This is a genomic window from Streptomyces sp. NPDC053665, assembly GCF_055585285.1.
In genome coordinates, this window is sequence record NZ_JBVJKK010000009.1 from 124,567 (window position 1) to 149,989 (window position 25,423).

Sequence of the window (25,423 nt, forward strand, 5' to 3'; positions counted from 1 at the left end):
GTGGTGCCGGAGGTTGCCCGGGTGGGTGTTCCCCGCAGGTGACCATAACCGGCGCCGGCCGGTGGCGGCGCCGATGCGCGACCCGGCTTCGAGCGGCCGTGCAAGCGTTCTCCAGAGGTGGGGCGCCGGGCGCGAGTGCCGCTCGAGCCCGCCCGGCAAGGCTTGACCGCACGCCTGAATCGCCTCCCGGCCACCCGGTGGGGAGGCCGGCCGCCGCAGACGTGTCCGAAGGGACGAGCCATGCCTGATGCACCGCCGGTGGTACTGCACTGCTTCGCGCACGCCGGGGCCGGGGTCTCGGCGTTCCACGGCTGGCAGACCCGGCTGGGCCCGGGCGCGGTGCCGGCGGCGCACCTGCTGCCCGGGCGTGACCGCCGGCGCCGCGAGCCCCGCGTGACCACACGGCAGGAGCTGCTGGCCGACCTGCTCGACGACTTCAGGGCGCCGAACGGCCCCTTCGTGCTCTACGGGCACAGCCTCGGCGCGATGGTCGCCTACACCCTGGCGCGTGCGCTGCACGAGGCGGGCCTGCCCACACCCGCCCTGCTCGCCGTGGGTGCCTGCCCCCCGCCGGATGCGCCGTCCGAGCTGGCCGATGCCTGCCGTCGCTCCCCCGACGGCCTGCTCGACCTCCTCGACCGGCTGGAGGTGGTGCCCGAGGGGGCGCGTCCCGGCGGGCTGTGGCACCGCGCCGTACTGCCGGTGCTGCGCGATGACCTGACGCTCGCCGACAGCCTGCGCCGGGCGGCCCTTACGCCGGTCACGGGCGGCCCGTTCGCCGTGCCGCTGCTGGTCGTCGCGGGCGAGGCCGACCCGCTGGCGCCGCCCGGCACGATGGCGGGCTGGGAGCGCTTCAGCGCGGGGCCGGTGGTACGTCGCACCGTGGCCGGCGGTGACCACTTCTTCGTGCGCGGGCCCGCACTGCCCAGGTTGCTGGGCCGGGCCTGCCGGGTCGCCGGGCGCGCGGCGCGCGCACCCCTCGCCGGGGCGGCCACTGCACGGTGAGGCGCTTGCACCGCCTCCCTCCCGAACTCCTCCAGCACTCGCGTCACTTGTCATCTGCTCGCCCTCGTCACCAGGAGAAGAGGCACATCATGGACCGGTTGGACGTGGAGCGACTCGACGACAGGGCGGGCGTGTACGCGGGCCGCCGGGCCCGCGCGGTCGGCGTGGCCGGCTCGCCGGCCGCCGTGCACGGGCGCGGCTCGAGAGGCGGTGGACGGTCGTGACGTCGCTGCGGGTGCCCGCGATGCACCGGGCTGATGACGTGCGTGCCGACGTGTGTGTGGTGGGCGCGGGCCCTGCCGGTCTGGCACTCGCGCTGATGCTGTTGCGTTCGGGCGTCGAGGTCGCCCTGGTGGAGCGGTCCACCGCGTTGCGCCGGGACTTCCACGGGGAGATCCTGCAACCCGGGGGGCAGCAGATCCTGGACGACCTGGGTGTGCTGGAAGCCGCTCGTGCCCGCGGCGCGCGGGAGCTGAGCGCCTTCCAGGTGGTGCAGGACCGGCGGGTGCTGCTCGACATCGACTACGGGCGCCTGCCGGCTCCTCACGACCGTTTGCTGGCGCTGCCTCAACAGCACCTGCTGGGTGAACTTCTCGAAGCTTGCCGGGCGTTGCCCGGTTTCACGCTGCTCCAGGGGTACCGGGCGGGGGCTCTGGTCCGGGAGGGCGGGCAGGTCGCGGGGGTGGTGGCCCATCGACGCGGTGCGGCCTCCGCCGCGGTGCGGGCACAGGTCGTGGTCGGTGCCGACGGCCGCTACTCGCAGATCCGGATGCTCGCCGGGATCGGCGCCGGCCGCCGGGAGTCCTTCGACCAGGACATCGCCTGGTTCTCGCTGCCCGCGCCGGGCCGCGCGCTCGGTGCCGTACGGATCTACCGCACGGAGGCCGGGGCCGTGCTCGTGCACGACACCCACCCCGACCGGCTACGGGTGGGCCTGACGCTGCCGCACCGCAGCTGGAACCGGGTCGCGGCCCGCGGCATCGAGGAGGTGCGGGCCGAACTCGCCACCGCGCTGCCTCCCTTCGCCGACCTCGTCCACGATCACCTGCGTTCGCTGAGGGACGTGCACCTGCTGGACGTGTTCGCCGCGCAGGCCGGTGAGTGGGTGCGCGACGGGCTGATGCTGATCGGTGACAGCGCCCACACCAACGGCCCGATCGGCGCCCAGGGCATCAACCTCGCGTTGCAGGACGCGGCGGCCGCCCACCCGGTGCTGGTGGAGGCGGTACGCGCGGGAGATGCGAGCCGGGAACGGCTGCTGCCCTATGAGCTGCGGCGGAGGCCGGTGGCGGCGGCGGTGCACCGAATGCAGCGCGTCCAGGCCAAGGCGCTGCTGGGACGCAGCGGCCCGCTCACCGCGCGGCTGCGGGCGCGAGCGGCCTCCTGGGTGAGCGGCTCCGCGGCCGGAGCCCGCATCACCCGCCGCATCGCCTACGGCCCGGACGCCGTGCGGGTACGCGAGGAACTGTTCGTCGCGCCCGCGGCCACCCCGGCGACCTCGGCACCCGGACCGGGCCCGGGGCACCCGGCAGGCTGATCCACCGGATTTCGGGATCCGGCCACGGTGAAATGAGTCACTGGCGCGATCATCGGAGCGCCAGTGACTCACGTGTCACCGGCCGGCAGTGGGAAATGAGCCGTTCTTCGGGTATGTATTCCGGACATCGACGGCAGGGAAATTGATTCGCCACCGCAGTACGCCGGGGCGCGCAACTGGGGTTCCGTTAAAACATTTTGCTCCCATGCCTCGTCCGGTCATCCGTGTGAGGGACGCTAGAGGAGCTGCGGGTGGGAATCACGTAGTCGAGTAGGAAATTCGTCAAGAATTCCGGCGTGTTCGATCGTGCCCGGAGGGCGCGTATCCGGCGCCGGCAATCCAGGGCTGATCGCTTTCCTGTGCGCCCGGCGAATTTCCTGCATCGGTGCGCCCTTTTGTGTGCCGGTCCTTTCCCGTGAGCTTCAGGAGAAAGAGCACGCATGCCCAAGCCGAAGTACGACGTCATCATCATCGGTTCCGGCCCGGTGGGCTGTTCGTTCGCACGAGATCTCGTCGACAGGGGTCAACGGGTCCTCATGCTCGACGCCGGTCCCCAGCATTCCGCCCGCTACGGCGAGCACCTGAAGAACGCGTTCCTCTACCAGAGGAACATCGACCAGTTCGTGTCCGTCATCCGCGGCAACCTGACCCCGCTGTCGGTGGCCACGCGCAACGACCCCACCGTGACGCTGGACCCGTCGTCCTACCGCTACGACACCTCGGAGTACGCCGGCTTCCAGCTGAACAACCAAAACCCGCTCCAGCGCGAGAGCGAGAACCTGGGGGCCTGCGCCGCCACGTACGTGGTGGGCGGTATGGCCACGCACTGGACGTGCGCCGTGCCCCGTTTCGACCGGGACCTGGAGCGCAGGTGGAAGCCGGCGGGCTCGGCCCCCGAGCAGACGTACCCCATCAACGACACCGACATGGACGCGGCATACGAGGAGGCGGAGCGCCGGCTCAAGCGCTCCACCACGGCGTTCAAGGACTCCGCCCGTCACCAACTGGTCAAGAAGGTGCTGCGCGATGCGGGCTTCGACGTCCGGGACCTGCCGCTGGCGGTGGAGCGGCGCAGCGATGAGGCCAGCGAATTCGTCACCTGGAGCGCCGCCGACACGGTGCTGCGGGGCGATCCGGACCTGGCCCGGCCGGGGGCGTCCCCCTTGTTCACGCTGAAACCCGAGCACCAGTGCCTGCGGCTGGAGCACGACGGCCGCAGGATCACCGGCGTCGAGGTCCGCGACCTGCAGACGATGGAGGTCACCGTCCACCGGGCGAAGGCGTACGTCGTGGCCTGTGGAGCCATCCCCACCCCCCAACTGCTGTACGCCTCCGGCCTGCACGAGAAGCTGCCGGCGCTGGGGCGCTACCTCACCGAACAGCCGATGGCCTTCTGCCAGGTGGTCCTGCGCCAGCCGTTGGTCGACGGTGCCGCGGAACTCCTCGGCGCCGTCGACGATCCGGAGGACCGCGACCACGCCTGTCGGGCGGCCCGACGCGTGGCCGACTACCGCGCCTCCCAGCAGGAGATCGTGCGCCGGAACCAGTCCCAGTACCTGCAGATGGCGGCGGACCCCCTGCCCTTCCGCAAGGACGACCCCGACCCCAACCTCTACATCCCCGCCAGCGTCGAGCGGCCCTGGCACTGCCAGATCCACCGGGACGCCTTCAGCTACGGCGCCGTGCCACCGAGCATCGACACCCGGCTGATCGTCGACCTGCGCTGGTTCGGCATCTCCCGCCCGCGACGCAGCAACTGGGTGGAGTTCGACGCCACCATGAAGGACACCTTCGACATGCCGCAGGCCACCTTCCACTTCAGGCTGACCGACGCCGAACGCGACCAGGCAGGCCGGATGATGGCGGACATGCAGAAGGTGGCCACCCAACTGGGTGGCTACATGCCCGGCTCCGAGCCGCAGTTCCTCACCCCCGGCCTTCCCCTGCACATCGCCGGAACGACCCGCATGGGCAGCGGCGAGGAGAAGACCGCCGTGCGCACCAGCGTCGTCGACCCCGACTCCAAGGTCTGGGGCTTCGACAACCTGTGGCTCGGTGGCAACGGCCTCCACCCCTTCGGCAACGCCGGCAACCCCACCCTCACCAGCGTCGCCATGGCAGTCCGCGCCGCCAAGAACGTCCTCAACACCCTGCCCGACCTCGGCTGAACCCCTCGGCAGCGCCCGGACCCACCACAGGAGGAGCACGTCCATCATGGAACCCGAAGCCACCGACCGCACCGCATGCGGCAGCGACACCAGCTCGCCCCACACCCCCGACTCGGACCCGCCGGCGGCACCCATCGAGCGCGCCAGACTCGGCATCACCCCGACCTGCTGGCGCAACGCCGACTTCCCGGACATCGGCGAGCGCATCGCACCGGCCGACATCATCGGCGGCATCAGGGCGTGCACCGCCACCGTCTCCGGAGCCGAGGTCCGCTACCGCGGCACCAGCCTGGCCCCCTACTTCCACGAGCCGGAGCTCAACCTGCTGCGGAAGCCGCCCCGCACCATCGAGCTCACCGAACCGTGGGTGAGCACCTTCTACACCGAGCACGGGGGCGCGGAAAGGACGCTCCGTGACTTCGAGAAGCTGCGCACCTACTTCGGTGACCGCCGGCTGCCCCTGCGACGGCTGGGCGTCGCGGAGTTCGGCAACGCGGTCCACCTGGAACCCGACACCCCACTGAGCGAACGTCCCCGCTTCAGCCAGCGGCAGTGGGAGAGCCTGGTCACCGGGCTCAACGACCTGGGCGAGCGCTGCCGCAAGGACGGCATCGAGCTGTGCTACCACCCCCACATGGGCACCGGGGTGCAGAGTCAGTCGGACATGGACCGGCTCATGGCCGCCACCGACACCAAGAGCGTCAAACTCCTGCTGGACACCGGTCACCTCACGTGGGCCGGTGGAGACCCCGTCGCCGCCGTCCGCCGCCACGGCCGGCGCATCCGGCACGTTCACCTCAAGAACGTCAGCCCGGACATCGTCCGGGACGGCCGGCGCAACGACTACAGCTTCAGGACGGCAGTCGAGAAGGGTGTCTTCACCGTCCCCGGTGAGCAGGGCGGAGTCGACTTCCCAGCCGTCATCGACGAACTGCGCCGCGTCGGATACGACGGTGAATGGCTGGTCGTGGAGGCCGAACGGACCCTGAGCAACGTCGACGAGGGCAACCGCTACGCCCAGACGGCACTCGCCTTCCTCGCGGGACTCGGACTGGGTGCGTGCCCGTGACGATGAAGGAACCCGCTTTCACCCGCGTCGAGATCGCCGACGACACCGGTGACGGCTACTGGATCCACGCGGCCGACCTCGACGACGACGGCCGCGTCGATCTGGCGGTCAGCGGCCTGACCCGCCAGGAGGTCGCCTGGTATCGCAACCCCGGCACCGTCGACGCTCCCTGGACCCGGCACCGCATCACCGAACCGCAATGTCCCAAGAAGCCGGTCGCGATGGACGTCGTCCGGCTGCCCGGGGATCGTCACCCCTCGCTCGTCCTCTGCCACGACTACGGCAGGTGCATGTTCGACTGTGGCTGCCACGACGGCAAGATCTCCCTGCTGCGCCGCCACGGCAGCGCACACGAACCGGAGCGGTGGCAGTGGCAGCAGACCGCCATCGCGACCCTGGTCGCCACCCACCGCCTGCGCTGCGGCCACTTCACCCGTACCGACCGACTGCAGGTGGCAGCCTTTCCCGTGGTGGGACCGCAGGGCGGCGAAGCCGGCGTGACCGAGCCGGCCCGGCTCATGCTCTGGGACGTCCCCGACGACCCCGAGGGAGCCTGGGGCGAAGGCACGGTGATCGACGAAACACACTTCCGCATCGTCCACGCGGTCGTCACCCGCGCCTTCCCCGGAACTCCCGGAAGCAACCTGGAGTCCTTCCTGCTCGCGTCGGCCGAAGGCATCTCATGGCTCGGCTGGGACCCGCACAACCGGAGGTGGACGCACCAGCGCATCGGCCGGGGGGTGCCCGCCCGCCCCTCGGCCGAGCTCGGAGGCCGGACGTTCAGCGGAACCGGGAATCTCGCCATCGGCCGGGTCGGCGGTCAGGCCAACGCCTGCATCCTCGCCGCCGAACCCTTCCACGGCAACACCCTCGCCGTCTACACCCGGCCCTGGGGGAGGGGTTCCTTCGACCAGCCCTGGCAACGCCGCGTCCTGCGTGTCTTCCCCCAGCCGACCGTCGTCGACGGACGCGCCTACGACGCTGTCGTCCACCACATCGTCGCGGCCGACTTCGACGGTGACGGGGACGACGAATTCCTGGTCGCCCTGCGCGGCCCGACCGACAGCGAGGGAGAAGGAGAGGGCGTCTACTACTACAAGCTGGACGCCGACGGCCGGGTGCGGCAACAGCGGCGCCTGGACACCGAGTCGGCCGCTCACCTCGCCGTCGCGGACTTCACCGGCGACGGGCGACTCGACTTCGCCACCGCGTCCTACTACACCGAGGGCTACTACACGCCGAAGGGCATGAAGCCCAACGTCCGGGTCTTCCACAACACCTTCGGCACACCGCGCGACAACCCCTGGTGGCCGTCCAGCGCGGACGGCTAGCCGAGCTGACCGATGGCACCACCGCCCGCTTCGTACGGGTGCAGGTCCATGCGCAACAAGGCGGCGAGAAGGAGGAGTTGCCGGGGATCGCGGAACTCCACGTGACGCGGAAGCGTTAGCCCCGGCACCGTACAGACGGTTCACCGGCCGGCGAGCGCCGGCCGGTGAACCGGTCGTACTCCATCAGGTCGTGACGAGACCCTCGGCGAGGAACTTCTCCACGAACTCCTCTGCACACCGGTCGAAGTCCGCGTACTGCGCAATCCGTTCGGCGCCCGCGGCCGCCTCGCCGATCAGGAGGTTGCCCTCGGAGTCGAGGCGCTGCGGGCGCTCCTCCGCATCGGTGAGAAGGCCGACGGTGGAGTGGGCGAAGCCGCAGTAGGAGGCGATGCCCTCGCTGAGGTTGGTCTCGAGAAGGCTCCTCATCCCCTCGACGACGGGATCGCCGGCGGTGGCGCCGGCGAGACCCAGCCACAGGATGCGCTTGCCGGCGAGACGGGGCCTGCTGCGTCCGTAGGCGAACCCGTAGTTCCACACGCGGTCGATCCAGCCCTTGAGGAGAGCGGGCAGGTGCTGCCAGTAGACCGGGAAGACGGCGACGACGGCATCGGCGTCGAGGACGCGCCGCATGTGACGGTGCACTTCGTCGGAGTACTTCTTGTCCCTGTCGCCCCAGTCCGGCTGGTCGGCCTCGTTCATACGCGGGTCGAACCCCTCGGCGTGCAGGTCGAGCAGGTCGACGCGGTAACCGGCGGCTTCGAGACGCGCGGCGGTACGGCGGGCCGTGTGCGCGGTGAGGGAATCGGTGCGGTGGTGCGCGACGACGACGAGGGCTGTCCCGGCATGGGTGTCCTGCTGCGGCACGGTGTCTCCCGACTGGTCTCGATCAATGCGACGAGTCCAGTACATCGACCGCGTCATGGATGATCCATGGGAGAAGCGCTCCAGAACATAGGAGAGCGTCTACAGTGAGGGCGTGGATCCTCTGAGTTCGCTCCTGAGCGGCATCCGGGCCGAGGGCTCGGTCGTCACCCGCGCCGTACTGGCCCGGCCCTGGACCATCCGCTTCGCCGACGCCGCGCCCCTCACCATGATCAACGTGCTGCGCGGCGGCGGCACACTGCTGCTGCCCGACGGAACGGAACGCGTCGTCGGTCCCGGTGACACCGCCCTCGTGCGCGGCCCCCAGTCGTTCCACCTCGCGGACAACCCCACCACCGTGCACAGCCCACACGCCGCCTACGAGATCGCCTGCTTCACCGCACACACCGACTGCACCGCCGAGGAACTCGGCGGCATCCACTGGGGCGCCGACGCGCCGGAGGCCACCGCACTGATCGTGGGCGCCTACCGCGCCTCGGGCCACCGCCACGAGCGGCTCCTGCGTGCCCTGCCGCCCGTCCTGGTGGTCGAGGAGGACGCCGAGGTGTGCGGCTGGCTGGAGACGGCCGCCGCCGACGCCGCCCGGCGCACGGCCGGATCACAGGCGTTGATGGACCGGCTCCTCGACTGGGCCCTGGTGTGCACGCTGCGCAGCTGGTTCGACACGGCGGGTGCCGACGCGCCCAGCTGGTACAGGGGCCTCGCCGACCCGGTCCTCGCCCCCGCCCTGCAGTCCTTCCACGACCGGCCGGCCCACGCGTGGACGGTGGCCTCCCTGGCCGCCCGCTCGGGCGTCTCCCGCGCCCTGTTCGCCAAGCGCTTCACGCAGCTGATGGGCCGACCGCCCCTCGCCTACCTCACCGAATGCCGCCTGGACGAGGCCGCGACCCTCCTGACCGACACCGACCTCACCCTCGCCCAGGTCGCCAGAGCCGTCGGCTACGCGGACGCGTTCGGCTTCAGCGCCGCGTTCAAACGCCACCAGGGGTTGAGCCCCAGCGTGTACCGGAGGGCGGCCGCAGCAGGGGCGGGGGCGGCGTCCGAAAGGTCGGGATGACGAGCGGCGCCCACCGGGGCAGGATCGCCGGCTGCGCGCACCGGGTCACGCTCGCCTCCTGCGTGCACCGGGCCACGCTCGCCTGCCCGGTCGTTCCGACGCCCCGATGATCGTCCTGGCGCGGACTTTTCGGTAGCGTGAGGGTATGAGCCATCCGCACCCCGAACTCAAAGCCGCTCCGCCACTGCCCAAGGGAGGGCTGAGGGTCACCGCTCTGGGCGGTTTGGGCGAGATCGGCCGGAACATGACCGTCTTCGAGCATGCGGGCAAGCTGCTGATCGTGGACTGCGGAGTGTTGTTCCCCGAGGAGAACCAGCCCGGCGTGGACGTGATCCTGCCGGACTTCACCTCCATCCGGGACCGGCTCGACGACATCGTCGCCGTCGTCCTCACCCACGGCCACGAGGACCACATCGGCGGCGTGCCCTACCTGCTGCGCGAGCGGAGGGACATTCCCCTCGTCGGCTCCAAGCTCACGCTCGCCTTCATCGAGGCCAAGCTCAAGGAGCACGGCATCAGGCCCCGCACGGTGCGCGTCCGTGAGGGCGACCGGCGCGGCTTCGGCCCCTTCGACTGCGAGTTCGTGGCCGTCAACCACTCCATCCCGGACAGCCTCGCGGTGGCCCTGCGCACCGCGGCGGGCATGGTGCTGCACACCGGTGACTTCAAGATGGACCAGTTCCCCCTGGACGACCGGATCACCGACCTGCGGGCCTTCGCCCGCCTCGGTGAAGAGGGTGTGGACCTGTTCCTGACGGACTCCACCAACGCCGAGGTCCCCGGCTTCACCACCTCCGAACGCGAGCTGAACCCCGCGATCGAGCAGGTGATGCGCACCGCGCCGCGGCGGGTCATCGTCTCCAGCTTCGCCAGCCACGTGCACCGCATCCAGCAGATCCTGGACGCCGCACACCAGTACGGCCGCAAGGTGGCCTTCGTGGGCCGCTCCATGGTCCGCAACATGGGCATCGCCCGGGAACTGGGGTATCTGAAGGTCCCCTCCGGCCTGGTCGTGAGCACCAAGGAGCTGGAGAAGCTCCCCGACCACAAGATCACCCTGGTGTGCACCGGATCGCAGGGTGAACCGATGGCCGCCCTGTCCCGGATGGCCAACCGCGACCACCAGATCCGCATCGGCAAGGGCGACACCGTCCTGCTCGCCAGTTCCCTCATCCCCGGCAACGAGAACGCCATCTACCGGGTGATCAACGGCCTGACCCGGTGGGGCGCCAACGTCGTCCACAAGGGCAACGCCAAGGTGCACGTCTCCGGCCACGCCAGCGCCGGCGAACTCGTCTACTGCTACAACATCGTCCGCCCCCGCAACGTCATGCCCGTGCACGGCGAGTTCCGCCACCTGCGCGCCAACGCCGACCTCGCCATCCGCACCGGCGTCGACCCCGAGCGGGTCGTCATCGCCGAGGACGGCGTCGTCGTCGACCTGGTGGACGGCCGCGCCTCCATCACCGGCAAGGTGTCGGCGGGCAACGTCTACGTGGATGGCATGGAGGTCGGCGGCGCGACGGAGGCCTCCCTCAAGGACCGGGTGACCCTGGCCGAGGAGGGCGTCGTCACCGTCGTCGCCATCGTCGACGCCGACACTGGAGCACTGACCGAGCCGCCCGACTTCCTGGCCCGCGGTTTCGTCCACGACGAGACCACCTTCGAGCCGGTGATCCCCGTCATCGAGAAGACGCTGGCGAACGCCGCTCAGGAAGGCGTCGGCGACGCCCGCCAGCTGGAGCAGCTCCTCGCCCGCGCCGTGGGCAACTGGGCGTTCCGCACGCACCGCCGCAGGCCGCTCATCATCCCGGTGATCATCGACGCCTGACCGGGAGCACGTGTCCGGTGGGCTCCTGCCGCAGGCGTGGCTTCGATGCCGTGCCGGCCAGGGGTCCGCACACGTGCCGCGTCGGCGCTGGTGGCCGCGACCACCAGCGCCGACGCGGCTGCCGTCGGCCAGTATTCAATGGGCCGGACGGCCGGATCGCCGGACGGCACGGACCGCACGGACAGCCGGACCGCACGGACGGCCGGATCGCCGGGCCGCCGGACGGTCGGATCGCCGGACCGCAGTGACCGGCGGACCGCCGGATCGCCGGGCCGCCGGAGGGTCGGATCGCCGGGTCGCCGGGTCGCGGGACTGCCCGACCCGCCGCGCCCGTCCACGGACTACCAGTAATGCCGGCGGCCGCCGACGGCGTGCCCCATGGAGCCCATGATCCACAGCGCTGCGCCGATGACCGCGAGGATGATCCCGATCGTCCACAGGACCGAGATCCCGGTGATGAAACCGACGACCAGCAGGATGATGCCGAGGAGGAGCATGACGGCCTCCGGTGGGAAGTAGTGCTGCTTCCAATATGCACCTCCCCGCGGTCTGTGCGCTCGTGCTGGTGAGAAGCACGTACAGCGCTGCCCGCGGCACCCCGGCGGTTGTCGATCTCCCTCGGCATATGGTCAGCGACGGCCGCACACCGGCCCCCCCGCGGGGCTCGGAGCGAAAGCGGCTCGTGATGTCGGCTGTCGGCGGCACATGTGACGCCCGGCATGACAAGCTGTGGTCCCCAACCGCGCACCCAGGAGGTCCCCTTGACCGCAGAGTCTTCGACGCCACAAGCGCCGGAACCGGCCGATGCCGAATCGGGCGACACGGGGAGCCCCGCTCTCTCGCCCGACGCCGACGGCCAGTACGACCTCAAGCGCAAGTTCCGCGAAGCCCTGGCGCGCAAGCGGAGTATGCAGGCGGATGCCGCCGACGTGGCGAGCAACCCGCACGCCGCCAAGGTCCGAGGCGCGCACGGACCGGCTGCGCAGCAGCGGTCGTTCAGGCGCAAGAGCGGCTGACCCCGGACCGCCCACAGGGCCGGCGGCCCGCGGGGGAGCCGCTCCCCGTGTCCGTATCGCCCCGACCCGCGGTCTGAGGAACCTCAGGCCGCGGACAGCGCCGCCAGGGCGCGGTCCATCGCGGCGGTGAACTCCTCCGGGGTCAACGGCAGACGCGACTTCACATCCTCGCTCCACTGGTCGGCCAGGACCTCGGCGGAGCCCGCCTCCACACCGTCCAGGGCAGCGTCGGCCAGGTCGGATGGGGCGATCTTGGCCACGGGCCAGCCCGCCGCCATGTCCGTGTCGGCCAGACCGAGGTGTACCGCTGTCACGAGCGTGCCCTGCTCGGCGAGTTCCAGGCGGACGCCGTTGGTCATGGCCCAGGCGGCGGCCTTGGACAGGTGATAGGCGTTCGCGCCCCTGCCCCCGAACCAGGACATGGCGGAGAGTACGTTGACGATCGCGCCTCCGCCGCTCCTGGCGAGAGTCGGGGCGAACTCCCGGATCATGGTCAGGTGACCGAACATGTTGGTCTCCAGCTCGTGCCGCACCGTCTGCGGCGAGCCGGTCAGCAGGTCGGTTCCCGTACTGACTCCGGCGTTGTTGACGAGCAGCGAGACGTCCGGGGCGGCCTCGGCGGCGGCCCTGACGGATGCGGGATCGGTGATGTCGAGGGGCAGCACCTCGACCCCGGGCAGATCCACGGTCTCCGGCCGGCGAGCCGTCGCGTAGACCTTGCGGGCGCCTCGTGCGACCAGGCGCTGGGCGAAAGAGCGGCCCAGGCCGCGGTTGGCCCCTGTGACAAGGGCGACGGAGTTGTTGATGTCCATGTCCGTTACGCTAAAACCTGACGCCAACGTCAGAGGCAAGGGCTGATGTCCGGTGCCGGGTATTTCCCATTGGATTCCCGGAGCCGAGGGAGAGGGGGCACCGTGACCAGCGCAGTGGATGCGGGCGAGCGGATGATCCGGATCGGCGAGGTGGCACGAGGCGCCGGGGTCTCGGTGCGCGCCGTGCGCTACTACGAGCAGCAGGGGCTGCTCACCGCGGAGCGCAGCCCGTCCGGCCAGCGCTTGTACCGCCAGGACGCCATCTCACGGGTCCGCTTCTTCCAGCAGATGTACGCCGCTGGTCTGACCAGCAGGAGGATCACCGAACTCCTTCCGTGCTGGGACTCGGGGCACACCGACGCCGAGCAACGCGCCATGCTGCGGGTCGAGCGCGAGCGCATCCAGGCCAAGATCGACGAACTGCTGGCCGCCCGGGACCGCCTCGACGAGGTCATCGCCGTCACCGACACACACCCCTAGGTGTCACGGAGACGTCCCACCGATCCAGCCGTCGTCGCCGCCGCCGTCGCGGCCGACCCGGCGTCGGCGTCGGACGAGGGCCGCCGGGAACCCGGGCGCATGCTTCGCAGCGGCACTGCCCCTGGTCTGCCCCTAGTGCTGATATTGCGTCAGATCGATGCCGTACAACGTCAGGTCGTGGCCATGGACCGGGTGCCGTGTGGCGCCTTCCGCCTGCATCCCGAGTTTCCCGAGTACGTTCGCCGAGCTTCGGTCCTCCGTCCGGCACGCCGCGACCACGCGGTCGAGGCCCCGATCCTGCAAGGCGAACTCCAGGGTGGCCTGAGCTGCTTCGGAGGCGTAACCCTGGCCCCAGAACACGCGTCCCAGCCGCCAGCTGATCGCCACCTGGCCTGCGATCTCGGACGGTGTCTTCGCCACGGTCAGACCGACGGCACCGGCCAGTTCACCGGAGCCCAGGAGCTCGACGCCGAACATCCCGAAGCCTTCCTCGTCCCACTCCTCCTCCCACGCCTCGATGTCCTCGGCCGTCTGGTCGAGGGAGCGCGTCCTGCCGTCGCCGATGTTCCGCATCACCACCGGATCGGCGTGGATCTCGGAGAGAGCGACGAGGTCGTCGTCGAACCATCGACGCAGGACGAGGCGGGGGGTGCGGATCTCGGTCATGGTCCCATCCTGCCGAGACGGCCGTGGCGAAGCGAATCGCGGCTCCCGCGGCCGGTCGGCCGCGCCGGAGGCCGGCGGCAGCCGAGTACGTGAGCGGAGCGGTTCGGCGAAGGCGAAATTCGGTCACCCGGACCACAACCGTTTCGGTCCCTCGCGGGTCCCAGATGAACGACAGACCTATCCGGACCCAACTTTCGGAGTCATTCGTGCCTCACCCCAAGAGCCGTCGCAACGTCGCACGGTGCGCGGCGCTGGCCGCGCTGCTCACCGCGCCGTTCGTTCTGTCCGCCGGTCCGGCCGCCGCCGCCGGGCCGAAGACCCCCGTGGTGGACTTCAACGGCGACGGCTTCGCCGACCTCGCGGTCAGCGCCCCCTTCGCCACCGTGTCGGGCCTCCAGCAGGCCGGCTACGTCTCGGTCCTGTACGGCTCCTCGGCCGGCACCGACACCGCCCACCCGCAGCTGATCACGCAGGCGACCGAGGGCGTGCCGGGCGACCCCATGGAGTACGGGACCTTCGGCACCAGCACCGCTGCCCGCGACCTGGACGGTGACGGGTACACCGACCTGATCGTCGGCAGCTACTACACCCCGATGGTGCTCTGGGGCTCCCCGCAGGGCCTGGGCGAGGGCGCCCCGCTCGGCGACGCCGCCTACCGGGTGGCCGCCGGTGACATCGACGGCGACGGCCATGCCGACGTCATCGCCAACGGCAACGGCAACCTGGAGGTCCGCTTCGGCCCCTTCACCCGGGCCGGTGCTCCCGCCCGGACGAACACGCTGGAGATAGCGGACGAGTCCGGCCCCCAGGACATGGCCGTCGGCGACATGAACGGAGACGGCAAGGACGACGTCGTCACCACGAACGGCTTCGAGGAGATGCAGTTCCACTCCCGCTACTACAAGGGGACCTCCACAGGGCTCAGTTCGACCTTCAAGAGCACCGGCTACTACACCGTCGGCGGGGTCGTGGCCGACGTGAACAAGGACGGCTACGGGGACTTCGTGGCCCGCCAGGTCGACCAGGTGTCGGAGATGATGGACTACGACGCGGGCGCGGTCCGCGTCGTCTACGGTTCGGCGAACGGGCCCTCCACGCGCACCGCAAGGATCACGCAGAACTCGGCGGGCGTCCCCGGCACGGACGAGGCGGGCGACAACTACCGCAACTTCGGCGACCAGTTCGGCTACTCGCTGGCCGCCGGCGACGTGACCGGCGACGGCTACCCGGACATCGCGGTCGGCGTGCCCGGCGAGGACGTGGGCTCGGTCCGCGAGGCGGGCGCGGTGGTCCTGCTCAAGGGCGGACCGTCCGGCCTGACCGGCTCGGGCGCCCAGGCCTTCCACCAGTCCACCTCCGGTGTTCCCGGTGTGTCCGAGACGAGCGACAACTTCGGCCGTACGGTCCTGCTCGCCGACGTCAACGCCAACAACCGGGCCGACCTCATAGCGGCCGCTCCGCTGGAGGACGGCACGTACAAGGACTCGGGGGCGGTGTGGGTGCTGCGCGGCTCGAAGACGGGTGCGACGACCAACAACATCACCTCGTTCAGCCCGGGTTCGCTCGGTGCGCCGCAGAAGGAGGCGCTGTTCGGGCAGCGCATCGCCCGCTGATCGGCCGACTCCGCGGGACCCGGCCGGCGCGCCGGCCTCTCCCGGGTCCTCGCGGAACCGGCTTCCCGCCCATCAGCGTTGACCCGGGCCTCGCGCGACCGACGGCACCCTGAGCGGGCCTCCTGCCCGGGTGCCGGCTTCTCCGCCGGCACCCGGGTCCTCGCGCTGACTGGCCAGTGAAGTTCCGACCGGCCCCCCGCCGTCAGTCGTTGCCCTCGACGATGCGGAAGTCGCGCTCGACGCCGTCGGAGAGGGCGGCCAGCGCCTCCTGGTAGGCCGCACTCTCGTAGGCCGCGACGGCCTGCTCGAAGCTGTCGAACTCGACCAGGACGGTGCGCTCGGCGATTCCGGCGCCGTGCGCCACGACCCGACCGCCTCGGACGAGGGTCCGACCACCCCCGGCCTCGACGGCGGGACGGGCCAGCGTGTTGTAGGCGGCCAGCTTCTCAGGGTCCGTGATGGTGCGGTAGACGCTGACCCAGTAGCCCTTGGGCATGAGACCTCCGATGTGGTGAGTGCATCCGACTCAGGGACGGGCCGGGGGCGAGCGCCGGCGGGCGAGGCAGAGGCTCGTCAGCGTCGTGAGCGCCATGGCACCGAGGCCGGCCAGCGCGGCGGTGGTGTAGGCGCTGTCGTCGGGGAAGAGGTGGCCGGGGCCGGTGCCCGCCGCGAGGATCAGGCCGCCCAGGGCGCTGCCCAGGGAGTATCCGACGCTGCGGACGACGTAGTTGACGCTCATGGCGCTCGACGTCTCGCTCCCGGGGGTGACGGCCAGGATGACGCCGGGCATGGCGGCCGAGAAGCCGCCGACACCCAAGCCCAGCACGCCCATAGCCGCGAACAGTTCGGCCAGGTCCGACCGGGCCGCCGCGAACAGGGCGAACCCGCCGCCGACCACGACGGCGCTGCCGGCCAGGAGCAGCGGGTCGGCGACCCGCGTCCGGACCCGCGGCGTGAGCTTGCCGGCGACGAACCCCAGCACCGAGAACGGAACGAGCACCAGCCCGGCGACGAAGGTCGTCAGACCGAAGCCGTAGCCGGCGCCGTGCGGCGTCTGCGCGTACCGGGTGACGAGCGTGAGCAGGAGGTACATGCCGATCCCGCCGACGAACATGGCGAGGTTCGCCCCGGCGACCGCCGGGTGCCGCACGGCTCGCACATCGACCAGGGGCGTCCTGCTGCGCAGCTCGATCACGACCCAGAGGCAGAGCAGCACCACCGCGGCGACGGAGAGGCCCGCCGCCACGGCGAGGTGCCGGCTCCACAGACTCCGTTCACCGGCGAGGAACAGCACCAGCAGCAGTACGGCGGCCAGGACGACCGCGCCCACCAGGTCCACGCGCGCGGAGCGGCCTTCGGGTGCTTCGGGCATGGAGCGCCACGCGGTCAGGAGGGCGGCGGCGGTGACGGCCAGACCGAGGCCGTAGGCGGCCCGTACTCCGCCGAGCTCCGCGAGCAGTGCGGCCAGCGGGTAGCCGACGCCGGCCCCGATGATGGAGACCACCGAGATCAGGGCGATCACGCCCCCGCCCCGCTCCTCGGGAAGATGATCCCGGGCCACGCCCATCATCAGCGCAGTCAGCCCGAGACCGACACCCTGGGCCGCGCGGCCCGCCAGCAGCCACGCGAACGGCAGCGGCAGCACGGTGAGCGCGCTGCCGGTGACGACGACCGCCAGGGTGACGAGGATCGTGGCCCGGCGGTGCGGGCCGGCTCCGAGCCGCCCCAGCACCGGCGTGGCGACGGCACCGCTGAGCAGTGCGACGGTCAGCGTCCACTGCGCGCTGCCGAGCAAGACGTGGAACGAGGTCGCCACGCTGGTGATGAGCGGCGCCCCGAGGCTGCCGACCGCAGCCACGACCAGGGCGATGAACATCAGGGCGGGAACCAGCATCCGCGCCTCGGAACGCGGCACTGGGACCGTTCTCACCATGTCTCCGCCGACCGGCCGCCCGGTCACTGCCCGAACCGGTCGCGGTCCTGGCTCTCGAGCTCTGCCAGGTGTTTCAGCGCCGGAAGGGCCGCCAGCAGCGCCTCGATCTCGTCACCGGTGAGTTCGCCGATCAGCCGCTCGAACGCGTCGACGCCCGCCTGGCGCCGGGTCCGGACATAGGTGGCGCCCGCGTCGGTCAGACACACCAGCGTGACCCGCCTGTCGGACGCGTCGCCCCGCCGCTCGACCAGACCGGACTCCTCCAACACCCGGACCAGGGCGGTCATCGCGGGCTGGGTGACGCCCTCGACCGCGGCCAGGTCGGTGATACGCCGGGAGCCCGTCCGGTCCAAGGTGGCGAGGGTGGCGGCGGACGTCAGGCTCATGTCCCGGGGGAGGCGTCTCGCGGCCCTGGTGGCCAGGCCGTAGAGAGCTGCCCCGATGGCGGCGGAAGCGTCAGGAAGGGTGTCGCGACGACTCATGCCGGAAGCATAGCATTTTTATATACAGCGCTTATGTATGTGGTAGGGGGGAGGTATCTGTGCTGAGGGCGAAACACCGAGCATTGCCACAGGAGCTTGCTGATCACTAGGTTTGTGCCGTCGGGGATCGAGTGGCACGAGGTGTTGGTCGTCAGGGGTGGCGGTGCGGAAGTTCGCGGGTGCGTATGAGGCTGCGGTTGCCCCTCGGTTCCTGCTCGCCCTGCTGGGCTGTGCGCTCCTCCTGCTCACGGGTTGCTCCGGCGGAAGCGGGAGCCGGGACGGGAACGCCGGCCGTCCGGGGGAGAGCCGGCCGGCCCCTCGGGACCGTGACGGTCGCAGCGAGTCGGGCACCGGCGACTTCGACAAGGACGGTTACGACGACTTCGCCACCGTGGAAGTCGACCGCGCCTCCGGCGAGTCGGGAGGGCGTCTGGTCGTCGTCCCGGGCTCGAAACGCGGACTGGACGCGGTCCGGGCCACACGTGACGACGGCGGGTACAGCGCCCCGCTGCTCCGCGGCGACCTCGACGGCGACGGATTCACGGACCTGGTCGCCACACGCGCACCCACGCGACAGGGCCGCAAGGCCGAGCCGGGTGCCGCCTATCAGGCGGTGGTCCTGTTCGGTGGGATGAACGGCCTCGGCAAGCCCGTGGCGGTGACCGCCCCGCGCCAGTTCCTCGCCGTGGCCGCTGCCGATGTCGACGGTGACGGGGCCCTCGACCTGATCGACCGCGGCAAGGGAGCGCAGCAGAAGGACCCGGAGCGGATTCCGGGCCGGATCGCGTACGGCCCGTTCGGACGGAACGGCGCCCCGGCCCGGCTCGTGGAGCAGGACTGGGAGGCCGCCGGAGGCGGGGCCACCTCCGGTGACTTCGACGCCGACGGCTTCGACGACCTGCTGTTCACCGGCAGCCCGCCGTACGAGGAAGACGAGGAGCCGGGTTCGGACCCGGTCCCCGCAACTGCCTACTTCCGCGGCAGTCCTGACGGGCCCGTCCGGGCCGACCCGCCCCTGGACCTGGACAACGCCACCGAGGACGGAGTCCTGACACCGCTGACCGGCGACGTGAACGGCGACGGCGTCACCGACCTCCTCGTCGGAGGGGGCGGCGTCGGGTCGCCGGCCGCAGGGCTCGACCCGGGACAGCTCACCCTCGTCCACGGGGCGCCGGGCGGCCCCGGCACGGGGCGCCGCAACACGGTGCTCAGCCAGGAGACCCCGGGCATCCCCGGCGACGGGCAGGGCAAGGACTTCTTCGGCGCGGTCTCCGGTACCGGTGATGTGAACGGCGACGGCCATCCGGACCTGGTGATCGACACTCCGGGCGAGGACAAGGCGGGCCGCTTCACCCTGCTGCCCGGTGCGAGCGACGGCTCCGGTCCCGACCCGTCCCGAGCCACCGCCTTCGACGCGGCGACGTACGGTGGGGCGTCGATCAGCGCCACTGTGCCCCTGCTGGACGTCAACGGCGACAGGTTCACGGACGTGGTGGCCGAGACGCCGGACGGCTTCCTGCTCTTCCTGGGAGACGCGGCAAAGTTCCCCGCCGAACAGCCGAAGCTCACCGAAAGGGTCACCCGGTAGCCGGAGTTGCCGTTGGGAAGGCGCTCGCTGCGGAGGGTGATCAAAGTGTTCTTGTCGCCGCGGCTGCGAGCGGCCCGGGGGAGGGAAAGGCTTGCCGAAGGCCGAAGGGGGACGCCGTGCTGGGACTGCTGGGCTTCTACGACGAGTTGGACGACTGCTCCGGCCGACCGAACGGATCGATACGTGATGCCGTCCGGCCCGTCGGTGAGCCGGACGAGAAGGACCTGGTGGCCTACCTGGACGCAGGCCACGTCCTCCTCGACGTCATGGAAGGCGGAGACGACGTCATCACCGGGAAGGCTCACCGGCATTCTCTGGCATGCTCCTCCTTGTTGACGGACGGTACGTGGCTGTGGCGCCAGGACTTCCCGCACTACGTCGAAACGCACCATGTCGCGCTGCCTGACGCGTTCATCGCACATGTGCGCAGCCTGAACCACCGGATGCCCGCGATCGACGTCGCGCAGTTCGCTCCGCACTACGACGAGACCATGCCCCTCGTCGGCTGGGCCTCGACCGTCCCGTTCCGATCGACCGCGACCACCCTCGTACCCGTACCGCGGCCGGTGACCAGTAAGGCCCAGTTCGACGCCGCGACGTCGGGCCGGGACCGCAATCGGCCGCACGGCAGCTGGGGTCGGCCACGCAAACCGCGCAGAACATAGCCACCCCTCCGATTCCGCGAATTCCGCGAAAGAAGTGAGGGGGCGGTCACACACAGACGCGTGACCCGCCCGGCCTGACGGGGCGTTAGGGGTGGCCGAGGCGTGCGATCGAGTGCGGCCGGCGGCCCGCTGAAGGGAGCGCTGCGGCCGGTGCACAGCAGGGGCGCGTCCTGCCGCCGTGGAGTCGTCGTCGAACCCGCTGTCAGGGGCGGACTATCCGGCGGCGCGCCACGTACCGTCCGTCAGGCCGACCGGGTTGGCGGGCGGCACGAGGCCGGAGTCCAGGACGCGTCGTGCGAGCGGTTCGAGCAGGTGGGCGAGGCGGGCGGTGGCTTCGGTACCCAGGGCGTGCCACGGCGCCGCCGCCGCGGCGTCCGTGTCCGCCTCCATCTGCGCGTGGGCGGCCGCGCCGGCCGCCGTGAGGCGCTCCTCCTCGTCGATCCAGCCGCGCCCGCGCAGCGCCTCCCGCGCCGCCTGCCATGCCTCGGTGTCCCACTGGCGGATGCGTTGCTGGAACCCGGCGTCGGTCTCGCCCGTCGCGCTCTTGAGCACCAGCGCCTCGACCGGCCCCAGGCCATGGCCGACCAGCACGGCGACATGGCCGTCTCCACGGTGCTCGCGCAAGGTGGTCGCGGCCTGCCAGAGCCGGACGTGGGGGTGATCCGGCCGTGGCAAGGCCTGGTTGGCCGCGCCGAGCACCCGACCCGCCGTGTCCGCGGCGCCGGCGGCCTCCCATGCGAGGTCGGCGGCCTCGGCCAGCTCGGCGGAGCCGATGACATCGGGACCGTAGAGGCTGGTCATCGCGGCGTCCACGGCCCGTTCGCGAGCCTCGATCACCTGCTGCGACCCGGCCAGACTCCAGGCTTCCGGCAGGGCGCTCGCGGCCCGGTCGGGGTGGAACACGTAGAAGCAGCTCGTGACGACGGGGGCCGGGACAGGGCCCAGAGGTGCCGCGCGCAGAGCGAAGTAGCCCATCCAGTAGCCCCGCATCCCGAGGCCGTCCATGGCCTCGCGCACCTCGGGAGCGAAGTAGACCAGTTGGTGGACCGGCTCGTACCTCTCCCACATCGCCCGTGCGGCGTTGTCCCTCACCTTGTCCTCCCGGCTCGTCGGGTTCGGCCGTGACGTGCGCCGAGAGGCAGCATCCATCATGACAGCGGTCATAACAACCCCCCGGCTGGGCGCCACCAGGCAGCGTCCGGCCCGGCCCGGCCGGCGAACGGTCAGTGGCTGACGCCGGCCTTGACCGCCTTGGTGGCGAAGTACCCGGGGAGCCAGCCGGCCGTGGCCTCCGAGTGGTGCGGGGCCTCGGTGAAGCCGGTGATGGCGAAGCCCGCCGCGATCTGCCCGCTGATCTGCTCGGTGAGTGTGTGGCTGTACTCCACGGGCGCGTCGAGGCCCCACAGCCGTTCACGCTCGGCGGGCTCCAGGTGGGTGAGATCGCTGTAGGGGAGGCGGTGCCGCACCACCAGCTCGCCACGCGCCTCCAAGGACTCGGCGTCGAAGAGGTAGACGTCCGGGTTGAGGAAGCCGGACAGCAGTGTCCCGCCGGGGCGCAGCACGCGGTGGCACTCGCGCCAGACCGGCGCCAGCTCCGGGATGAACAGGTTGGAGACCGGGTGGACGACGAGGTCGAACGAGGCGTCCGGGAACGGGCTCAGGTCGCGCGCGTCGCCGAGCACGGTGCGCAGGTCGAGCCCTTCCCGCTCCGCGACCATCTCGTCCTGCGCGAGTTGACGGGGCGAGTTGTCGAAGACGGTCACCCGCGCGCCCGCTGCGGCCAGCACCGGACCCTGCTGCCCGCCGCCGGAGGCGAGGCAGAGCACGTCACGACCGGCGATCTCCTGCGGGAACCAGGCCGGGTCGACCGGCTCGTACCCGATCAGGACGATGGACCACCGACCGGCCCGCGCCTCCGCGATCACCTCGGGACCGACCGGCCGTGACCACTCGTTGCCCTCCTCCACCTCTCGGTCCCAGGCGAGGCGGTTGTGCGCGACGGGGTCGAGGGGGTCGATGCGGTCGACGGGAGTCTGGCTCATACGCCGTACTTTAGTGATGGGTACGCGCACACGTGATGTACAGAGCCTTGCTGCCGAAAGCGGGTCGGGCGGGTGTGCCGCCCGCGTGCGGCGCACCACGACAGCTCTGCGAGGATGGTCCACAGTCGTCCGTACCGGCGCGGGCGGTGGGACACGGCGGGGGAGTGGAGTGGTGCGGCACATGCCGGAGTATCCGGAGTACGTGGCCGCGATGGTGTTCGCCATCGGCGGCGTCGTCAACGCCGTGCTGGCACCGCACCGGTTCTCCACCGCCGTCCTGTTCTGCCTGGCGGCGACTTCGGCCGGACTCGGTGTGGCCGGTCGCAGCGCGGCATCCCACCCGACCCTTGCCACCGTCCTCGCGGTGGCCGCCGTGTCCGTGGCGCTCACGCTCGGGTTGCTGCTGCTGGCCGATGGCGTCCTCCTGGTCCGGCGCTACGGACCACAACCGGCCCTGCTGGCCACGGCGGCCGCCGGCTGCGCGCTGCTAGCGGTGCCCGGCCTCGACGCGGTCCATCTCTCCATCGGCGGCGAGGTGTTCGGTGCGTTCCTGGTCGCGGTGAACGCGGCAGCGGGATACCTCACTCTGCTCTTCCTCGTCTTCGCCGGCTACGTGGTCGTCCACGGCCGTAACACCGCGCAGCCGGGTACTACCCATGTCGTCGTCCTGGGCGCCGGGCTCGACGGCGACCGGCCCGGCCCGCTGCTGACCCGCAGGCTGGACCGCGCCCTTGCGATCGACGCCGCCCGCACCGCGGAGGCACCGGGTGTGGTGTTCGTCGTCTCGGGCGGCCAGGGCGACGACGAGGTCCGCTCCGAGGCGGACGCGATGGCCGACTATCTGCACGGACAGGGGGTGCCTGCCGACCGGATCGTGCGGGAGGACCGCTCCGTCAACACCGGGCAGAACCTCCGCTTCAGCGCGGCCCTCGTGGACGGCGCCCCTTCCGGACGCCGTGCCACGGTGGTCACGAGCGGCTTCCACGTATACCGAACGACCCTGCTGGCCCGGCGCGTCGGGGTGCCCGCACGCGTCGTGGGCGCGCCGACCTCCCCCGCCTACTGGCTTGCCGCGACCCTGCGCGAATTCGCCGCCGTCCTGTGGCTGGACCGGTTGCCCCTGGTCGGACTCAGCCTGCTGCTGACGGTGCCGGTGGCGACCGTGCTGTTCGAGCACTGATGCGCTGCCGTTCGCCATGGAGCGGCCGTCGGCTCCGCGCGTGCGGCACGTCCTGACTGTCACCGAGGATCGGCACACATGGGCTTTCTGGACAACTCCTTCGGAACGCGGCGCCCTGACGAAGGCGTACCACCGCGACCGCCCTCGGAGGTCCGCCGGACGTTGCTGTCAGTGCTTCTTCGGGTCAGGCTGGGTAAGGGGGCGGAGGTCCTGAGGCGCTTCGCTGAGGAGGGGGGCAGTGGGTGCGAGCGGGGTGAGGGCTTGCTGGAGGCTGCGCCGGGTGAGGTGTGAGCCCCGGGCCGCGACGTAGGCGTCAGGGCGTATCAAGAGCCAGTTGCCGGGGGCGAGGCCGAGGGCGTGGTGGAGGTGGTGGTGAGGGTCGTGCAGTGGGTGGGGTCCGCTGGTGTGGGTGGTCGTGAGGGTCCTGACGGACAGCCATGGGCCGTACTGAAGCGCTGCGTTGAGCGCGACGGTCTCGGGTGTGTCGCCGGTTTGAGGACCGCCTGCTGCGAGGAGCAGGGTCCAGCGAGGGTCCCGTAGTTGGCGGTGCAGGGCGTGGTGGGAGGGGGCGTGCGGGTGGTGCACGGGGGCGTGGGTGAGCCGTTCGCCGGGGCGTGGGCGGGTGTGCGGGGCGGGAAGGGTGCCGGCCGCCACGAAGGGGCCGATCGCGCAGATGTAGTGCTGGATGTCGTACGTGGTCAGTGGGGAGTCGGTGTGACGGATGCCGAGTCCGGACAGGTCTTTGAGGAGGATGCGTTGAAGTGCCCTGCGCAGGGGGCGCACGAGATGTGCGGCGTGCAGGGCCGCTGTCAGCGCGGTGCGGGCGAGGAGGCTTTTCACAGTGGTCAGGCGGGTGGCAGCGGGGTTGCCGATGGGCTGACGTTCGTGCCGGTACGTGTCCAGCAGGGCGGGTGCGGCGTGGCCGTGGGTGACCTGGGCGAGCTTCCAGGCGAGGTTGTGTGCGTCCTGCACACCCGAGTTGATGCTGCCCGGCCCGTTGTACCGGGTGTGTTGCCGGGTGGCGGCTCCGACGGCGAACAGCCTGCCCTGTCGCAGGGGCGTGGGCGCAGGTGCGTCGCTGTGCCTGGCGGGCGTGAGGCGTTCCGGCGGTGCCTGCTTGTCGCCCGGGAGGGTGTCGGACGGGTCGGCGGCCGGATGCTCGGGCGTGGTGCCGGACGAGGTGTCGCAGTGGATGAGCCAGGAGGTCTCCACCACCTGAGTGCGTCCCTGGTGGTGAAGGCGCAGCAGGACCCGATCGTGATCCTGCTCGATGCGGCCCGGACGGGTGTCCCACTCGACGGGCACGCCGAGGCGGGCCAGGGCCAGACGCAGCACTGACTCGATGTCGTGCCGTGCGGCAGCCAGGGTGTACGGGTAGGACGTCGGCAGCGAGGAGTAGTCGGCCACCAGCCGCACCGGAGAGCGTGTGCCGGCCTGGACGGTGAAGGACCTGCTGGTGCTGCCGCGGGCGAGGACTTCCTCGACCACTCCCATCTGCGCGAACGCCTCGAGCGTCCGGGGCTGCACGGCCACCGTGTGACTGGTGATGGCCGGTGCCTCGGCGGCATCCACCAGGCGCACGGAGACACCACGGCGGGCCAGTTCGTGGGCGACGGTCAGACCGGCGGGGCCGGCGCCCACGACGAGGGCCTGGGGCCTGCTGGGGCCGAACATCACGCGCTCGCCTCGACCGTCTCGTACAGGCCCGGCTCCGGGGTGGCCAGCGGACGCAGGCGGTGGACGAGGGACTGGAACTCCCTGCTGCGTACGGCCGTGCCGTGGGCCGTGGCGTCCTGCCAAACGGCCAGCTCCAGGTACACGTTCGGCTGTCCGGCCTGGCGCAGCGTCTGGTGACTGACGTAGCCGGGCTGGGCCGACATGTAGGCCGTCAGCCGGTCCTTCACGGCGAGGAAGGCGTCCATGTCGCCGTGCACGGTCAGTTTGTTGACGAAGGTCACCATGGTCTGCTCCTGACGGCGGGGAGGTGGCGGAACGGGGGAGTCGGGCGAGAGGGCCGGGCGGGCGGCTCGGGCACGGCCGGGGGCCTCGTCGCCTGACTGGGCCTT

General features: G+C 71.2%; 25 protein-coding genes. 14 read left to right on the forward strand and 11 right to left on the reverse strand.

Annotated features, from left to right (window positions below; all coding sequences use genetic code 11):
* The first annotated feature begins 240 nt into the window (after nt 1–240).
* The 6 genes from ACZ6ZN_RS30515 to ACZ6ZN_RS30540 all read left to right on the forward strand — a co-directional run bounded on the left by ACZ6ZN_RS30515 (nt 241) and on the right by ACZ6ZN_RS30540 (nt 7,110).
* Nucleotides 241–1,005: a thioesterase II family protein gene (locus ACZ6ZN_RS30515; protein WP_469651227.1), complete on the forward strand. Its 765-nt coding sequence runs from the start codon at nt 241–243 to the stop codon at nt 1,003–1,005.
* An 89-nt stretch (nt 1,006–1,094) separates the two neighbouring features.
* The gene (locus ACZ6ZN_RS30520) at nt 1,095–1,229 is read left to right on the forward strand and encodes a hypothetical protein (RefSeq protein ID WP_451878974.1); all 135 of its coding nucleotides are present in this window, start codon (nt 1,095–1,097) and stop codon (nt 1,227–1,229) included.
* Nucleotides 1,230–1,249: 20 nt separating this feature from the next.
* On the forward strand, nt 1,250–2,542 hold the full coding sequence (locus tag ACZ6ZN_RS30525) for an FAD-dependent monooxygenase (RefSeq protein ID WP_469651230.1): 1,293 nt from the start codon (nt 1,250–1,252) through the stop codon (nt 2,540–2,542).
* Nucleotides 2,543–2,982: 440 nt separating this feature from the next.
* Nucleotides 2,983–4,710: a pyranose oxidase gene (locus ACZ6ZN_RS30530; RefSeq protein WP_469651233.1), complete on the forward strand. Its 1,728-nt coding sequence runs from the start codon at nt 2,983–2,985 to the stop codon at nt 4,708–4,710.
* A 46-nt stretch (nt 4,711–4,756) separates the two neighbouring features.
* On the forward strand, nt 4,757–5,779 hold the full coding sequence (locus tag ACZ6ZN_RS30535) for a TIM barrel protein (RefSeq protein ID WP_469651236.1): 1,023 nt from the start codon (nt 4,757–4,759) through the stop codon (nt 5,777–5,779).
* 2 nt (nt 5,780–5,781) lie between these two features.
* Nucleotides 5,782–7,110 (forward strand): FG-GAP-like repeat-containing protein, encoded by a 1,329-nt coding sequence (locus ACZ6ZN_RS30540; RefSeq protein ID WP_469651368.1) that lies wholly within the window; start codon nt 5,782–5,784, stop codon nt 7,108–7,110.
* 183 nt (nt 7,111–7,293) lie between these two features.
* On the opposite strand, the gene ACZ6ZN_RS30545 is transcribed toward ACZ6ZN_RS30540, so the two are convergent.
* A complete protein-coding gene (locus ACZ6ZN_RS30545) occupies nt 7,294–8,031 on the reverse strand; it encodes an NAD(P)H oxidoreductase (RefSeq protein WP_469651239.1) in 738 nt (245 codons plus the stop codon).
* 55 nt (nt 8,032–8,086) lie between these two features.
* Between ACZ6ZN_RS30545 and ACZ6ZN_RS30550 the strand changes: the two genes are divergently transcribed.
* Nucleotides 8,087–9,049 carry an AraC family transcriptional regulator gene (locus ACZ6ZN_RS30550; RefSeq protein ID WP_469651242.1) on the forward strand — a complete coding sequence of 321 codons (963 nt, stop codon included), beginning with the start codon at nt 8,087–8,089 and terminating at the stop codon, nt 9,047–9,049.
* 145 nt (nt 9,050–9,194) lie between these two features.
* A complete protein-coding gene (locus tag ACZ6ZN_RS30555) occupies nt 9,195–10,880 on the forward strand; it encodes a ribonuclease J (protein ID WP_398111834.1) in 1,686 nt (561 codons plus the stop codon).
* A gap of 341 nt (nt 10,881–11,221) precedes the next feature.
* Here ACZ6ZN_RS30555 and ACZ6ZN_RS30560 read toward each other — a convergent pair whose 3' ends face one another.
* Nucleotides 11,222–11,377, reverse strand: coding sequence for a DUF6131 family protein (locus ACZ6ZN_RS30560; protein WP_398111833.1), 156 nt, complete (start codon nt 11,375–11,377; stop codon nt 11,222–11,224).
* 264 nt (nt 11,378–11,641) lie between these two features.
* Between ACZ6ZN_RS30560 and ACZ6ZN_RS30565 the strand changes: the two genes are divergently transcribed.
* Nucleotides 11,642–11,896, forward strand: coding sequence for a DUF5302 domain-containing protein (locus tag ACZ6ZN_RS30565; protein ID WP_398111832.1), 255 nt, complete (start codon nt 11,642–11,644; stop codon nt 11,894–11,896).
* Nucleotides 11,897–11,979: 83 nt separating this feature from the next.
* Here ACZ6ZN_RS30565 and ACZ6ZN_RS30570 read toward each other — a convergent pair whose 3' ends face one another.
* Nucleotides 11,980–12,708: an SDR family oxidoreductase gene (locus ACZ6ZN_RS30570; RefSeq protein ID WP_469651246.1), complete on the reverse strand. Its 729-nt coding sequence runs from the start codon at nt 12,706–12,708 to the stop codon at nt 11,980–11,982.
* Nucleotides 12,709–12,840: 132 nt separating this feature from the next.
* Between ACZ6ZN_RS30570 and ACZ6ZN_RS30575 the strand changes: the two genes are divergently transcribed.
* On the forward strand, nt 12,841–13,188 hold the full coding sequence (locus tag ACZ6ZN_RS30575) for a MerR family transcriptional regulator (protein ID WP_469651371.1): 348 nt from the start codon (nt 12,841–12,843) through the stop codon (nt 13,186–13,188).
* A 132-nt stretch (nt 13,189–13,320) separates the two neighbouring features.
* On the opposite strand, the gene ACZ6ZN_RS30580 is transcribed toward ACZ6ZN_RS30575, so the two are convergent.
* Nucleotides 13,321–13,854 (reverse strand): GNAT family N-acetyltransferase, encoded by a 534-nt coding sequence (locus ACZ6ZN_RS30580; protein WP_469651249.1) that lies wholly within the window; start codon nt 13,852–13,854, stop codon nt 13,321–13,323.
* A 206-nt stretch (nt 13,855–14,060) separates the two neighbouring features.
* On the opposite strand from ACZ6ZN_RS30580, the gene ACZ6ZN_RS30585 reads away from it, so the two are divergent.
* Nucleotides 14,061–15,467 carry an FG-GAP-like repeat-containing protein gene (locus ACZ6ZN_RS30585; protein ID WP_469651251.1) on the forward strand — a complete coding sequence of 469 codons (1,407 nt, stop codon included), beginning with the start codon at nt 14,061–14,063 and terminating at the stop codon, nt 15,465–15,467.
* A 202-nt stretch (nt 15,468–15,669) separates the two neighbouring features.
* On the opposite strand, the gene ACZ6ZN_RS30590 is transcribed toward ACZ6ZN_RS30585, so the two are convergent.
* From ACZ6ZN_RS30590 to ACZ6ZN_RS30600, 3 genes are read right to left on the reverse strand one after another with little or no spacing between them, the layout of a single operon-like run.
* Entirely contained in the window at nt 15,670–15,963 is a 294-nt protein-coding gene (locus ACZ6ZN_RS30590; protein ID WP_469651253.1) for a DUF1330 domain-containing protein, read from the reverse strand.
* Between the two features lie 30 nt (nt 15,964–15,993).
* On the reverse strand, nt 15,994–17,427 hold the full coding sequence (locus ACZ6ZN_RS30595) for an MFS transporter (RefSeq protein ID WP_469651256.1): 1,434 nt from the start codon (nt 17,425–17,427) through the stop codon (nt 15,994–15,996).
* Entirely contained in the window at nt 17,424–17,882 is a 459-nt protein-coding gene (locus ACZ6ZN_RS30600; RefSeq protein WP_469651258.1) for a MarR family winged helix-turn-helix transcriptional regulator, read from the reverse strand. Before ACZ6ZN_RS30600 ends, ACZ6ZN_RS30595 begins: the two co-directional genes overlap by 4 nt.
* A 163-nt stretch (nt 17,883–18,045) precedes the next feature.
* Between ACZ6ZN_RS30600 and ACZ6ZN_RS30605 the strand changes: the two genes are divergently transcribed.
* Together ACZ6ZN_RS30605 and ACZ6ZN_RS30610 are read left to right on the forward strand one after the other, a co-directional pair.
* Nucleotides 18,046–19,470 (forward strand): FG-GAP and VCBS repeat-containing protein, encoded by a 1,425-nt coding sequence (locus ACZ6ZN_RS30605; protein WP_469651260.1) that lies wholly within the window; start codon nt 18,046–18,048, stop codon nt 19,468–19,470.
* A 116-nt stretch (nt 19,471–19,586) separates the two neighbouring features.
* Nucleotides 19,587–20,135: a hypothetical protein gene (locus tag ACZ6ZN_RS30610; RefSeq protein WP_469651263.1), complete on the forward strand. Its 549-nt coding sequence runs from the start codon at nt 19,587–19,589 to the stop codon at nt 20,133–20,135.
* A gap of 213 nt (nt 20,136–20,348) precedes the next feature.
* Here ACZ6ZN_RS30610 and ACZ6ZN_RS30615 read toward each other — a convergent pair whose 3' ends face one another.
* Nucleotides 20,349–21,227 (reverse strand): SCO6745 family protein, encoded by an 879-nt coding sequence (locus ACZ6ZN_RS30615; RefSeq protein ID WP_469651266.1) that lies wholly within the window; start codon nt 21,225–21,227, stop codon nt 20,349–20,351.
* Nucleotides 21,228–21,358: 131 nt separating this feature from the next.
* Nucleotides 21,359–22,177, reverse strand: a complete 819-nt coding sequence (locus ACZ6ZN_RS30620) for a class I SAM-dependent methyltransferase (protein ID WP_469651269.1) — start codon at nt 22,175–22,177, stop codon at nt 21,359–21,361.
* A 181-nt stretch (nt 22,178–22,358) separates the two neighbouring features.
* On the opposite strand from ACZ6ZN_RS30620, the gene ACZ6ZN_RS30625 reads away from it, so the two are divergent.
* The gene (locus ACZ6ZN_RS30625; protein WP_469651272.1) at nt 22,359–23,357 is read left to right on the forward strand and encodes a YdcF family protein; all 999 of its coding nucleotides are present in this window, start codon (nt 22,359–22,361) and stop codon (nt 23,355–23,357) included.
* A 168-nt stretch (nt 23,358–23,525) separates the two neighbouring features.
* Here the strand turns inward: ACZ6ZN_RS30625 and ACZ6ZN_RS30630 are convergent, their stop codons facing one another.
* Together ACZ6ZN_RS30630 and ACZ6ZN_RS30635 are read right to left on the reverse strand one after the other, a co-directional pair.
* On the reverse strand, nt 23,526–25,031 hold the full coding sequence (locus tag ACZ6ZN_RS30630) for an FAD-dependent oxidoreductase (RefSeq protein WP_469651275.1): 1,506 nt from the start codon (nt 25,029–25,031) through the stop codon (nt 23,526–23,528).
* Nucleotides 25,031–25,318: an antibiotic biosynthesis monooxygenase family protein gene (locus tag ACZ6ZN_RS30635; protein WP_469651276.1), complete on the reverse strand. Its 288-nt coding sequence runs from the start codon at nt 25,316–25,318 to the stop codon at nt 25,031–25,033. Before ACZ6ZN_RS30635 ends, ACZ6ZN_RS30630 begins: the two co-directional genes overlap by 1 nt.
* Between the last annotated feature and the right edge of the window lie 105 nt (nt 25,319–25,423).